The sequence below is a fragment of the Acinetobacter sp. WCHAc060025 genome, assembly GCF_004209355.1.
GTDB classification, from domain to species: Bacteria; Pseudomonadota; Gammaproteobacteria; order Pseudomonadales; family Moraxellaceae; genus Acinetobacter; species Acinetobacter wuhouensis.
Map to the genome: position 1 here is coordinate 18227 of NZ_SGSX01000019.1, position 12640 is coordinate 30866.

The window sequence follows — 12640 nt, forward strand, 5'->3', positions numbered from 1 at the left end:
TTTTATGGTAATAATCCGATGCCTTGTAAGCCAGCATCTTCAGCAAAACCAAACATTAAATTCATATTTTGTACAGCTTGCCCTGCCGCACCTTTGACTAAATTATCCTGAACCGATAATACAATCAACTTTTTCGGTTGCGGTTTGTACAGTGCAATACGCAACTGATTTGCACCACGCACAGAGCGCGTTTCAGGTGAACTGCCTGCTGGCATCACATCGACAAAAGTTTCATTGGCATAGAATTGTTCATAAAGGCTTTGTAAATCTGCTGCATCACCTTCATCTGTCAAGTCGATATAAATCGTACTCAACATACCACGAATCATTGGCACTAAATGCGGAACAAAAAGAATGTGGTCAAACACACCTTTTTGACCTGAAATATTTTCAAGTGCTTCAACAATCTCAGGATGATGACGATGTCCTGCAACGCCATAAGCTTTGAAATTATCAGCATTTTCAGAGTAAATCATGCCTAAACTTGCTTTACGCCCTGCACCTGAAACGCCTGATTTTGCATCAATAATAATGCTTTCAGGTTTAACCAATGTTGCAGCTTGTTTAAATAATGGTGCTAAACCCAATTGCACTGTGGTTGGATAGCAACCTGGGTTACCAATCACTTTAGCATTTTTAATTTTGTCACGATTCAGTTCAGACAAACCATAGGCTGAATCTTTTAAAATCTCTGGGCAAGCATGTTGCATGCCATACCATTTTTCAAACTGTTCTAAATCTTGCAAACGGAAATCAGCAGCTAAGTCGATGACTTTGCTATTTGCCGCCAAAAGTTCTTCGGTATGCTTCATCGCTACACCATGCGGAGTTGCAAAGAAAACCACGTCGCATTTTTTGAGTTCATCAATATTTAAATCTGAATATTTAAGCTCGGTATGTCCACGTAAGCTTGGGAACATATCATCAACACGGCGACCATCTTCAGTACGTGATGTCAGTACATTCACTTGTGCATTTGGATGTCGTAGTAAAAGACGCAATAATTCAACGCCTGTATAACCCGTTCCGCCGACAATGCCTACTGAAATCACGTGCTTTACCTCAATTCAAAAGTATCCATTTTGTAGCCCCATAGTATGACAGGAAGTTTTGGTTTTCTAAACTGTTTTACTTAGGTTTGAGTGTATTTCATGATAATTTTAAATACAGATACTCTAAATTTGTAGGATGCAATTATAATTTTATAAATTCTTAAATAAAAACATCCAAACTTTGATGAATTGATAAACGATCAAAATAAGCGTCGCATATTTTATTGTATTTTTTAGGTATATCAATAAATTACCATCCTTTCTTATACTTTTTGCAAACTGTGTTGAATAAAATACATAAAAGAATAATATCAAGGTAAAAGAACTACCAATGATACTCATGACGAATTTAAATTTTGCATTATTTAAATGTGACTGAGATTCATAGGGCAAAACAGACACTTCAATTTTTATTTTTTCATGTCTCGAATTTTCATACACTAAACCTTTTATTTCATAAACAATTTTGTACCCATCCTTTGGGTGTCTTTCATAAAGTTCTATATGAGTAACGCGCTTATTTTTATCTAAAAAAGCATCACAAACTTGCACATTTTTTCTTTCAACGACTATACCAGCGCAATCAAACCTTGAGAAAACCTGAAAGTCCTTTATCAAAGACAGATTAGTGATATTTTTAGCTTCAATTCGATCAATTTCATAACTCACATCCTGCGGAACACGATATGTTTTCAGCTCATAATATCCATCCTTAATCAATACATATTTTTCTTGAGTTGGAAAAATAAATATTGTCCAGAAAACAACCCATTGAACAATCAACAACCTTATAACTAAAGTGCATAGTTCCTTTAATTCCTCATCGAACTTAAACAAAAATTTCTCTTAATATTTATTATCATTAACAATATTTTAGCCTAAATTCTCTTTACGAAAAATGCTTTTCTTTTATCACATTCCTCTATGACCTTGTATTGTCAAAATTTCCATGCATAATAAATTAGAGCAATTACTCTAATTATAAAAATAGGAATAATTCAACATGATTGGATCACGTGAAGGGATGACTTTAAGCAATGGTAAACTCAGCTTTAAAGAAAAAGTACAATTGATCAAACAAGTACTTGTTCCTGCAACATTAAGCTATAGCAAAACATTTTTAAAACAGCCTGAAAACGCACAACGATTTGAACTCAAAAATATTCATATTCCAGATACAGCAATTATCAAAGAAGCGATTGCTGAACTTGATAGCACTAATCACCAAGCCATTATCAATCATTCATGGCGCAGTTATATTTGGGGCGTTGCGATTGCACAAAGTAAAAATTGGCAATTTGATGAAGAAAGTTTACTGATCGCCAGTCTGATGCATGATGTCGGTCTAGCAGATCATCAAACACAATATTCCTGTCAATGCTTTACTTTGGAAAGTGCCTTACGATCTGAAAGCTTATGTGCTAAACATGATTTTCCACAGGATAAAACCGACAATGTTTCCAATGCGATTTGCTTACATATGAATGGCTATTTAGATGAAAATAATCAACATTTATCCAAAGAAGTGTTATTGCTACAAAAAGCTACTTCATGCGATGTAGTTGGCACTGATTTAGCTTTATTTTCCACACAATTTAAAGATGAAGTTTTAGCTCAATATCCACGTCATCATTTCAACACTCAATTCAAACGGCTATTAAAAGCAGAAGTAAAAAGAAATTCTCAATCTCGTACTGCATTGATGAGTAAACTAGGGCTTCCAATGATGATTCAAATGAATATTTTTAAAGAATAAGGATCAGCTCATGTCACATTCTACCTTAACGCAAAAAATGATCCATTTTGGACAATATCCGATTGTTGTTGATGTTCTTTCACATCCTGAAAATCAACACACTTTGATCATCCTTCCTGCACTTGGCGTTTCGATCAATAAATATGAAAAGCTAACTGCATTATTTGCTGAAAATGGATTCAATGTGGTGATTGCAGATTACCCTCATTGTGGACGTAACCAACCACTTGTTTCTAAAGATATTGACTATGGTTATACAGACTTACTCAGTGACTTTATCCCTCAACTTGAACAAATTTCTCTGGAAATCTGTCATCAAAAACCGATTCTATTCGGACATAGTTTAGGTGGTCATCTGGCAACACTATATGCACAACACCATAATAATAAAGTCATTGGTATTGCGACTGGGAATATTGGTTTGAAAAACTGGGATGTGAAAGGCAAATTCAATATTTTAAAAGCTACGGCAGTGATCAATGCGATGATTTTAAAAGATGGCTTTTTTGCAGGTTATAAAATTGCGTTTGGAAATCGTGAAACAAAGGCATTGATGCGAGATTGGTCGAAAGTCGTGCTTACTGGTAATTATAAACACATTATTGGTGCTGAAAAGATCGTTGAAAATGATGCTTTATTTATTCATTTACAAGGTGATGATTTTGCCCCAATGAGTTCAATGCTTGGTTTAAGCCGTTATTTTAAACAGCCGAAAATTGAAACTCTAGACCTAACTCAGCAGCTTAAAGGCAATCAACATGCAGTTTGGATTAAACAGCCTGAGGAGGTGGTGGAGTTGATTAAGGGATGGGCAAAGAGTAGTTTCTAACAATAATTTTACAATTTAAGTATCATTTTGTTTTCAAATGCTTATTTAGCAATTAGAATATTAGGTATTACTTATAGCTCATAATATAAATATGGCAACGTCAAAAGCAAATAGTGAAACTCAGCCGACTCAAACAGCTACAAATAACGATTGTTTTATCATTATGCCTATTGCTGATCATCCCGATTATAAAAGTGGTCACTTCAAACGAGTCTATGAAGATATTTTAGCTCCCGCATGTCAAGCCGCAGGATACAAGCCTGTTCGTGCAGATGATGTTACTCAAGCAAATTTAATTCATTTAGACATATTACAAAAATTGCTTGAATCTCCTATGGCGATTTGTGATTTAAGCACAAGAAACCCGAATGTTTTATTTGAACTTGGGTTACGACAAGCTTTTGATAAACCAACGATATTGGTCCAAGAAGTTGGAACACCTAAAATATTCGATATTAATATGTTTCGTTATACAGAATATCGTAACGGCTTAGATTACAGAGATGTATTATCTGACCAAAAAGCCATCCAAAAAGTCTTAGAAGAAACTAGAACTGCTGTTAATGAAGGTAAAAGCGTTAACTCCATTATCAAATTGCTTTCAATTACTGCACCAGCTAGCCTTCAAGATTCATCAAACTTTGAAGATAAAGAATACTTCAATGTATTGATGTCTGAAATTGGTAGCCTTAAAAATGCGATCTACTCAAATAAACAATCATTATTTAAAAGACAATTAAAACAACAAGAATCCTCCTTAATCAATGGTATTTTTCACTATAACATATACTTCTCAAAGAACACTTCATTAAAAGATATTGAGTTTTTCGCAGAAATTCTGAAAATACAATACAATATAAAAACAATTAATGTTAATGTCCATCCTCAACCACCTAATAATCAAAGTTCAACTTCGATATCCATGTCTTCTTATACAGAAATACCTGAAACTGAATTAATTGAATTTGCGAATATCAATAATATTAGAGTTTTGAGTATTGACGAACTACCCTTTTAAAATTTTATATTACCACCACCACGGCATCACACCACTTTTTAAAATTTTACGATGGTTTTTATAATTCGTATCATGTTTTTCAACTTCTGACCAGAATAAAGGACTATGATCGAAATGCTGCGTATGTGCTAACTCATGTACGCAGACATATCGTGTAATTGCCTGATCACAAAGCACCAAAGCACTATTCAACATAATATCATGTTGAGCAGTACAACTGCCCCAACGGGTTTTCGGCTGACGAACACTACATTCACCAAACTTTAAACCTGTTTCATCACTGACGTGTTGTAAGTAGATCGGCAGATAATGCTTTGCATAAGCGATCACAAAAGCTTTTAAATAACTTTCAGGCTGACGATCACTAATCAACAATTGATGATTTTTCGCATCGAAAATATAAGAATTTTTCTGTGTTTGATAAGTGATTTGCAAAGGCTGTTCTAGATTAAATAATTTTAATTCAGCTGGCAAAGTTCGATTTAATTGCCCTGCTTTTTCTTGTTGCTTTTGCCAAGTTTCTATCATCCATTGTTCAGACTCTGCTAAAAAATCTTGAATCTGGCGTTTGGTGCAAAACTTTGGAACAGTTAATTTAATTTGAGTGGGTTCAACTCGTAAACGTAATCGAGTTGCTCGTGCATGATGAGTGATTTGAATTTCAGGGAGGTTTGGGGTCATTTTGTGCTTTTATTGAAATTTTATATAAATCCCCCTCAGTCCCCCTTTGATAAAGGGGGAAGCTCCATTGAAAACAAATGAACGGAGCTTAAGCCCCTCTTTTGTAAAGAGGGGTTTGGGGAGATTTGAAAATTAAACCGCAGTACGCTCTTCAATACCATTGTCAGTCGCAACAACAGCAATATCCGCTTTATTAATCGCGAAAATACCGTTACATACCACACCAGGAATATCATTCAAGGTCTTTTCTAACTCTAAAGCATTCAAAATATTTAAATTGAATACATCCAAGATTACATTGCCGTTATCCGTTACCACACCTTCACGATAAACAGGATCTCCACCAAGAGATACGATTTTACGTGCCACAGCAGAACGTGCCATTGGAATCACTTCAACAGGAAGTGGAAATTCACGTCCAAGTTGCTCAACCCATTTAGAGTCATCCACGATACAAACGAATTTTTTTGCAATTGAAGCCACAATCTTTTCACGCGTTAAGGCAGCACCACCGCCTTTGATCATGTGCATGTGACGATCAATTTCATCTGCGCCATCCACATAAGCATCTAAACCGCCTACATGGTTCATATCAACCACTTCGATGCCCAATTTTTTTAAACGTTGTGCAGTTGCTTCAGAACTTGCCACCGCAGCTTCAAGTTGTAGCTCAGGTAAAAGCTCGATGAGGAAATTCACAGTACTGCCTGTACCTACACCCAAAATGCCCCCTTTTGGTAAGTGTTTTAAAGCAGCTTTGGCTGCTGCTTGTTTTTTCTCATCTTGGGTAGCATAAAGACTCATGACATCTCTCAATAAATTTTCAAATTTCTGCACATTTCGCATAATTTTAAATCGCAAATGCGCAGGGGTTTGTTACAATCAATGCTCATTTTAAACTGTTATATGGAAAATTAACATGCTGTCTCGTTTGGTTCGACAAATATTACAGGCAACGGTCTATGACGTTGCGATCGAAACCCCACTCGAAGCAGCGCCACGAATTAGTGAAAAACTAAACAACAACATTCGCTTCAAACGCGAAGACTTGCAACCTGTCTTTTCCTTCAAACTGCGCGGTGCCTATAACCGCATCAGTCAATTACCGAAATCTCAGTTGGAACGTGGCGTTATTACTGCTTCTGCGGGTAACCATGCACAAGGCGTGGCACTATCTGGTCAAAAGTTGGGTATTACCGCCATTATTGTGATGCCAAAAACCACGCCTGATATTAAAGTCCAAGCTGTAAAACGTTTGGGCGGTCAAGTTGTTCTACACGGCGATTCTTTTGATGTTGCCAATAAATATGCAATTCAACGTGCTGCCGATGAAGGCATGACCTTTATTCCACCATACGATGATGAATTGGTCATGGCAGGTCAAGGGACGATTGCCAATGAAATTTTACGTCAATGGCGTGATGTCGATTATGTATTCGTCGCCGTTGGTGGTGGTGGTTTAATTGCAGGTGTCGCTGCGTATTTAGGTGATGTTGCACCGCATGTTAAAGTCATCCCTGTGGAATATGATGAATCAGCATGCTTAAAAGCCGCTTTTGAGCAAAATGAACGTGTGATTTTACCTACCGTTGGTTTATTTGCAGATGGTACAGCCGTTGCACAAATTGGTGAAAAACCATTTGAAGTGATTCAACTGCAAAAATCAGATAACTCAGGTCCAATCGTTGAACGTGATGTTGTACTTGTGAATACCGATGAAATTTGCGCTGCGATCAAAGATACTTATGACGAATGTCGTAGCATCGTTGAACCATCGGGTGCAATGGCTTTAGCAGGGATTAAAAAATACGTTGCTGAACATGGTTTAGAAAATAAAAACATGGTGTCGATTGTTTGTGGTGCAAACATGAACTTTGACCGTTTACGTTATATCGCAGAACGTACTGAACTTGGTGAACGTAAAGAAGCGATTTTTGCTGTGACCATTCCTGAAGAAAAAGGTTCATTCCTCAACTTCTGCCGTGCCTTACAAGGTCGTAACATCACTGAATTTAACTACCGTGCGAGCAGTTCTTCTGCGGCACAGGTTTTTGTGGGTATTAGCTTAAAATCAGGTGACAAAGAACGTCATGACATTTATGAAGCGCTAAAAATGCATTATGACGTAGATGATTTATCTGATGATGAAGTGGCTAAACTCCATATTCGTTATTTGATTGGCGGTCATGCAGACATTGAAAATGAACGTCTATTCCGTGTTGAATTCCCTGAGCGTCCAGGTGCATTGCTCACATTCTTAGAACGTCTAGGACCAACGCATAACATTACCCTATTCCATTACCGTAACCACGGCGCAGCAGAAGGACGTGTTTTGGTGGGCTTGGATGCAGAAGATGCTCAACAAAATCCAGATGGTTTAATTGAAACATTAGAAACGATCACTTATCCATATCAGGAAATTACCAATAACTTAGGTTATCAGCGTTTCTTAAAATAAATTTGTCTTTCAATGTATCTCAGGCTCTTGTCAAATAGAGTTTGAGATAACTAAGTATTTTTAACTTGAACTATCAATCATCATCTGACAAAAAACTACTCAAATTGAATGGTTTAAATCGTTCGTAATATTCGATAGATGGACGCGATCCAATAAATTGCTTACGAAATAATTTTATAAATTGTGCTATTTTTTTCGGTTGATCTGGTACAGCCATCCAAATCTGTTCAGATGCGTAAATCAACAACATTCGATAGCCGTGCTTTCTCACCTCGTTGTAAATTTCTTCCAGAACGATATCGTAAACATGGCTTCGTAAAGCATAAAAATTACCAATTAAATCTTTATATTTTTCATAATGTTCAAATAATGGTGCTGTCCTCAACTCGATCCTATTTTGTATTGCATCAACATCTACATTTAAATCCTGAAATAAAGCACAAACCTCAATACCATTATCAAAATGCTGATCACGGTCAATACTTAAGAAATACCCACGATATTTATATTCTTGAAGATCATCTTCAGTCGTAGGCTCAGTAATATCTTGAGGAGATAACCAATAATAAAAAGTATCAAAATCCCTTCTCGTTTTTTTCTTTGGAATTTTCAGCGACTCCAACTCTGGAAACCACGCTTGTAAGAGTTGATATATCTTTTTATCATCCATTGTTTGTTCAATTTAAAAAAGAAAATAAAACTATACTTTAAAAAACCTCAAAGAATCAAATATTAAGTCGATCTTGAGCAATCGAATAAGGCATAGTGTTCAATACTCACGTCTTGATCATGAAATTGTTTATTAAAATGTTTACAGAATTTTTCAATCTTATGGTCTTGGTTGGGTACAAGTAACCAATGATAGTCTTCAGCATAGATCAGTAACAACTCATAATCATGTTGCCTTGCAACTTTTAATATTTCTTCAAAAACAATGTCATAAACTTGATCTTGTACATTGTAATAACGCCCTATTACTTCTTTATGTTGTTCATAATGCTCAAATAGAGGTTTTGTGCGCTCGCGTATTTGAGTCTGAAGATTCGAGCTATCAACTGCATATTCATGGAAAATCGCACTTCTCTCAATTTCATTTTCCTGAAATTTCATTCGATCTATTTTCATTAAATAGGCACGAAATCGCCCACCAAACTTTTCAGCTTCAAGCCAATCTAGAAAAACGTCAAAACTTTTACGATTTTTCTTTTTGGGAATATCTCTTTGCTGCAACTCAGGAAACCAATGATGCAGGATTTTGAAAATTTTTTTATCGTCCATTTTTTCTACTTACATTCCGCCATGACTTGGCATAGATCTATTTTTGCTTTGATTTGTATATTACGGGGCAAATTTTAAGTTTTTATGACGTCTGCTTGAGTTTTTTTACATTATCCAACTTTATTCTTCGTTTTCAGATTGGCGACGCAATCGTTTAAATATAAAATATATAAAAATTGAATATGATAATGTCACACAAATCTTGTGCATTGATAAGGATTTAAAATGGCACTGTTTGCTGTCATCGGTTTAGGTAGTTTTGGCGAAGCGGTTGCATTAGAGCTTACTAACTTAAATCACGATGTGATTGGTATAGATACACTGAAAAAAAATGTAGAAAATATTGCAGATCAAATTAGTCATGCGGTAATAGCAGATGCAACAGATGAACATGTCCTAGAAGAACTGAATGTCAAAAACTGTGATGCTGTTGTTGTTGCAATTGGTGATGACATTGAAGCCAGTATTTTATGTGTACTTCATCTAAAAAATTTAGGCATTGATAAAATATTTGTGAAAGCAAAATCTAAGTCACATCATATGATTTTGTCACATCTAGGGATTACTAAAATCATTCACCCTGAAGAAGACATGGGAATTCGCATCGCGCAGAATCTGAGTTATCCGATGGTTCGACGTTATATGGCGCTGAATAATGATCGCTATATTGTCAAAATTGAAATTGCTGCAAATCTACAAGGTGCTCAGTTCCAAACGGTGATGGAAAATACACCTGAAATTAAAACACTATTACTACAGCGTGGCTCTCATGTACTTTATGAGATTGCACCTGGAACCATTTTACAAGAAAAAGATATTTTGATTTTGGAAGGCCCTGTAGAAATGTTAAGACAATTTTCAATTCGTTTCTTATAGTTGTTGCTATGCGCCTATCTAGAAAAGAACTGATCAATAAAAATCATAATCGCATTAATCTCAGCCCACCGAGTTTACTTGCCTTAGGTTTCTTAAGCTTCATCGTCATTGGGACATTGTTGCTCAAACTCCCTTTTTCCCATAAAGGTGACTTGTCATGGCTTGATGCCTTATTTACCGCAACTTCTGCTGTGACAATTACAGGCTTGTCTGTGGTCAATATTGGCGACTCGCTGACGACATTTGGACAAGTGGTGGTCATGCTCCTCATCCAATGTGGTGGTTTGGGTTTCATGACCTTTGCGATCTTGGCTGCACTAAGTCTTTCATCCAAAGTTGGACTTAAACAGCAAATTATGGCGCAAGAAACCATCGGGCAAACCAGTTTAGCCAGAGCAACATTTACCGTAAAAGGAGTTTTCCTCTACTCACTGTTCTTTGAAGCAATAGGTACAGGGATCTTAACCATGGCATGGTCAAACTATTATGACCTTGATCGTGCTTTCTTTTATGCCTTGTTTTATAGTATTTCAGCGTTTAATAACGGTGGATTCTCGTTATTTCCCAATAGCTTAATGAGCTTCTCTGACCAATACATGGTCACATTGACGATTAGTTTGCTGTATATCATCGGTGGTATTGGTTTTGTCGTACTAATGGATATTAAACGTGCCAAACGTTGGAAAAAACTTTCAACAAATAGCAAGTTAATCCTCTCAACCATTGCAGGTTTAAACCTATTTGCATTCATTGTAATTTGGTCGATAGAAGCATCGAACCCTTTAACACTCGCACCGATGTCCGTGGGTGATCAGGCTTTAAATGCATGGTTCCATGCCACAGTACCACGTTCATCAGGCTTTAACAGCTTAGAAGTCAGTAGCATGACCAATGCCTCAACGCTTATCACGATGGTGTTGATGTTTATCGGTGGTGGATCGCTCAGTACCGCAGGTGGGATTAAAGTCGGTACATTTATCATCATGATTTTAAGTGTGCGATCTTTCCTAAAACGTTCATCTGAAATTACAGTATTCGGTCATTCTGTCTCACACCAAGCCACTTTTAAAGCACTGGCGGTCATTTCTATCACATCATTACTCATTCTCATTGGTTTCTTTACCCTGTTGGTTTTAGAGCCGAATAAGAAATTTTTAGACTTATTATTTGAAGCCGTTTCCGCTGCTTGTACCGTTGGTTTATCACGAGGCATCACTGAAGATTTGCATGCAGGAAGTCAAATTGCTTTGATATGCTTAATGTTTGCAGGTCGTTTAGGTCCTTTAACACTTGCATATTTGATTGCGACACCAAATAAAAGTCGTGTTAGTCATCCCAATACTGAAATTCAAGTGGGTTAATCTAAATCATTTATACATAGAAAAAGCGACCTCATTAGGTCGCTTTTTAAATCAATTACTTAGCAATCCACATTGCTTAAGTGTTTATTCTACTGCCAACTCACTATCACCTTTGATCAAGCGGTGTTCAGACTGTAAATACTCATCTGACTGCATTTCAAGTAAACGCGAACGAGTACGCTCAATTTCAAAGGCAAGTTTTTCACCGTCGTAGATCTCAATAATTGAATCTTCCGAAGTCAGTAATAACTTCACGCCACGGTCATAAAACTCATCAACCAAATAAATAAAACGACGTGTTCCCTCAGAAAGTAAATCTGTTAAATGCGGTACATTACTCACTAAAACTGTATTATAAATATTGGCAATTTCAATAAAATCAGACGGGCTACGTGGTTTTAAACACAATTCACGATAGTCACACCACAATACATCTTCAGTATGCCCGAGTGTTTCAACAACACGATTATTAATATTAATCGGTTCTTCCGAGACCACTTGAGAAGTGGTTAAAGCGGTAAAACGCTTTGCCATCCACACTTTATTGTCATCACTTAATGGCGATTTAAATAACTGTGCTTGCTTCAAAACACGTAAACGGTAGTCCACACCTGCATCAACATTCAAAATCGCGCAATGAGTTTTCACCATTTCAATGGTTGGAAGAAAACGATCACGATGGATGCCATTTTTATACAAACCATCTGGAGCAATATTTGATGTTGCCACCAATGTAATGCCACGGTTGAATAACTTTTGGAATAAATCGCTGAGAATCATTGCATCTGTCACATTCGACACAAAAAACTCATCGAAACAGATCACCACAGCATCTTTATAAATTTGGTCTGCCACAATATCTAACGGATTACGTTGACCTGATAACTTATTCAACTCTTTATGAACAAACTGCATAAAGTGATGGAAATGCATACGTGTTTTACGACGAAATGGTATCGAATCAAAGAATTGATCCATTAACCATGTTTTACCACGCCCTACACCACCCCACATGTAGACGCCTTTTGGTGCTGTTTGACGACGGAAACGACGAAATGCCTTTTTCGATGCTTTATAGCGATTAATCAACTCTTGCCAGACACGCTCTAACTCATGCACAGCTTCAGCTTGCGCATCATCTGGTAAAAACTGCCCAGAGGATAAAGCTTTGGCATAACGCTCAGCAGGTGATACAGGAGTAAACGAGGTAGGATTTGAATTGTGATCAGACATATGGTTTTGTTACTTTTAAAGGCTAATGGAAGTATAGCGAATATTCATTTTCGATAAATAAAACTTTGGCATTATTATGTACATAAATTACATATCAT

The 12640-nt window shown here is 36.6% G+C and carries 13 protein-coding genes; 6 read left to right on the forward strand and 7 right to left on the reverse strand.

Translation table 11 applies throughout. The features are described from left to right. Positions 1-2 precede the first annotated feature (2 nt). Together argC and EXE09_RS14945 are read right to left on the reverse strand one after the other, a co-directional pair. Positions 3-1052: an N-acetyl-gamma-glutamyl-phosphate reductase gene (gene argC / locus EXE09_RS14940; RefSeq protein ID WP_130117790.1), complete on the reverse strand. Its 1050-nt coding sequence runs from the start codon at positions 1050-1052 to the stop codon at positions 3-5. Positions 1053-1202: 150 nt separating this feature from the next. Further along, positions 1203-1889, reverse strand: a complete 687-nt coding sequence (locus EXE09_RS14945; protein ID WP_130117791.1) for a hypothetical protein — start codon at positions 1887-1889, stop codon at positions 1203-1205. Between the two features lie 166 nt (positions 1890-2055). Between EXE09_RS14945 and EXE09_RS14950 the strand changes: the two genes are divergently transcribed. The 3 genes from EXE09_RS14950 to EXE09_RS14960 all read left to right on the forward strand — a co-directional run bounded on the left by EXE09_RS14950 (position 2056) and on the right by EXE09_RS14960 (position 4655). Next, a complete protein-coding gene (locus EXE09_RS14950; protein ID WP_130117792.1) occupies positions 2056-2808 on the forward strand; it encodes an HD domain-containing protein in 753 nt (250 codons plus the stop codon). A gap of 10 nt (positions 2809-2818) precedes the next feature. After that, the gene (locus tag EXE09_RS14955) at positions 2819-3637 is read left to right on the forward strand and encodes an alpha/beta fold hydrolase (protein ID WP_130117793.1); all 819 of its coding nucleotides are present in this window, start codon (positions 2819-2821) and stop codon (positions 3635-3637) included. 91 nt (positions 3638-3728) lie between these two features. Next, positions 3729-4655: a hypothetical protein gene (locus tag EXE09_RS14960; protein ID WP_130117794.1), complete on the forward strand. Its 927-nt coding sequence runs from the start codon at positions 3729-3731 to the stop codon at positions 4653-4655. A gap of 9 nt (positions 4656-4664) precedes the next feature. Here EXE09_RS14960 and EXE09_RS14965 read toward each other — a convergent pair whose 3' ends face one another. Together EXE09_RS14965 and rpiA are read right to left on the reverse strand one after the other, a co-directional pair. Further along, positions 4665-5336, reverse strand: a complete 672-nt coding sequence (locus tag EXE09_RS14965) for a SprT family zinc-dependent metalloprotease (protein ID WP_130117795.1) — start codon at positions 5334-5336, stop codon at positions 4665-4667. 132 nt (positions 5337-5468) lie between these two features. Then, positions 5469-6140 carry a ribose-5-phosphate isomerase RpiA gene (gene rpiA / locus EXE09_RS14970; protein ID WP_087553036.1) on the reverse strand — a complete coding sequence of 224 codons (672 nt, stop codon included), beginning with the start codon at positions 6138-6140 and terminating at the stop codon, positions 5469-5471. A gap of 115 nt (positions 6141-6255) precedes the next feature. On the opposite strand from rpiA, the gene ilvA reads away from it, so the two are divergent. Continuing rightward, on the forward strand, positions 6256-7794 hold the full coding sequence (gene ilvA / locus EXE09_RS14975) for a threonine ammonia-lyase, biosynthetic (protein ID WP_087553037.1): 1539 nt from the start codon (positions 6256-6258) through the stop codon (positions 7792-7794). Positions 7795-7867: 73 nt separating this feature from the next. On the opposite strand, the gene EXE09_RS14980 is transcribed toward ilvA, so the two are convergent. Continuing rightward, positions 7868-8464: a hypothetical protein gene (locus tag EXE09_RS14980; protein WP_130117796.1), complete on the reverse strand. Its 597-nt coding sequence runs from the start codon at positions 8462-8464 to the stop codon at positions 7868-7870. A gap of 62 nt (positions 8465-8526) precedes the next feature. Continuing rightward, positions 8527-9072: a hypothetical protein gene (locus tag EXE09_RS14985; RefSeq protein ID WP_130117797.1), complete on the reverse strand. Its 546-nt coding sequence runs from the start codon at positions 9070-9072 to the stop codon at positions 8527-8529. A 225-nt stretch (positions 9073-9297) separates the two neighbouring features. On the opposite strand from EXE09_RS14985, the gene EXE09_RS14990 reads away from it, so the two are divergent. Both EXE09_RS14990 and EXE09_RS14995 read left to right on the forward strand, forming a co-directional pair. Continuing rightward, complete coding sequence (locus EXE09_RS14990) at positions 9298-9948, forward strand: potassium channel family protein (protein WP_068973166.1); 651 nt, start codon at positions 9298-9300, stop codon at positions 9946-9948. An 8-nt stretch (positions 9949-9956) separates the two neighbouring features. Next, entirely contained in the window at positions 9957-11309 is a 1353-nt protein-coding gene (locus EXE09_RS14995) for a TrkH family potassium uptake protein (RefSeq protein ID WP_068973167.1), read from the forward strand. A gap of 84 nt (positions 11310-11393) precedes the next feature. On the opposite strand, the gene zapE is transcribed toward EXE09_RS14995, so the two are convergent. Beyond that, positions 11394-12542 carry a cell division protein ZapE gene (gene zapE / locus EXE09_RS15000; protein ID WP_087553040.1) on the reverse strand — a complete coding sequence of 383 codons (1149 nt, stop codon included), beginning with the start codon at positions 12540-12542 and terminating at the stop codon, positions 11394-11396. Between the last annotated feature and the right edge of the window lie 98 nt (positions 12543-12640).

Coding starts and splice junctions, on each gene's coding strand:
- EXE09_RS14995 (WP_068973167.1), top strand. CDS start 9,957: ATGCGCCTATCTAGAAAAGAACTGATCAATAAAAATCATAATCGCATT.
- EXE09_RS14965 (WP_130117795.1), bottom strand. CDS start 5,336: ATGACCCCAAACCTCCCTGAAATTCAAATCACTCATCATGCACGAGCA.
- EXE09_RS14990 (WP_068973166.1), top strand. CDS start 9,298: ATGGCACTGTTTGCTGTCATCGGTTTAGGTAGTTTTGGCGAAGCGGTT.
- zapE (WP_087553040.1), bottom strand. CDS start 12,542: ATGTCTGATCACAATTCAAATCCTACCTCGTTTACTCCTGTATCACCT.
- EXE09_RS14980 (WP_130117796.1), bottom strand. CDS start 8,464: ATGGATGATAAAAAGATATATCAACTCTTACAAGCGTGGTTTCCAGAG.
- ilvA (WP_087553037.1), top strand. CDS start 6,256: ATGCTGTCTCGTTTGGTTCGACAAATATTACAGGCAACGGTCTATGAC.
- EXE09_RS14985 (WP_130117797.1), bottom strand. CDS start 9,072: ATGGACGATAAAAAAATTTTCAAAATCCTGCATCATTGGTTTCCTGAG.
- EXE09_RS14960 (WP_130117794.1), top strand. CDS start 3,729: ATGGCAACGTCAAAAGCAAATAGTGAAACTCAGCCGACTCAAACAGCT.
- EXE09_RS14950 (WP_130117792.1), top strand. CDS start 2,056: ATGATTGGATCACGTGAAGGGATGACTTTAAGCAATGGTAAACTCAGC.
- rpiA (WP_087553036.1), bottom strand. CDS start 6,140: ATGAGTCTTTATGCTACCCAAGATGAGAAAAAACAAGCAGCAGCCAAA.
- EXE09_RS14955 (WP_130117793.1), top strand. CDS start 2,819: ATGTCACATTCTACCTTAACGCAAAAAATGATCCATTTTGGACAATAT.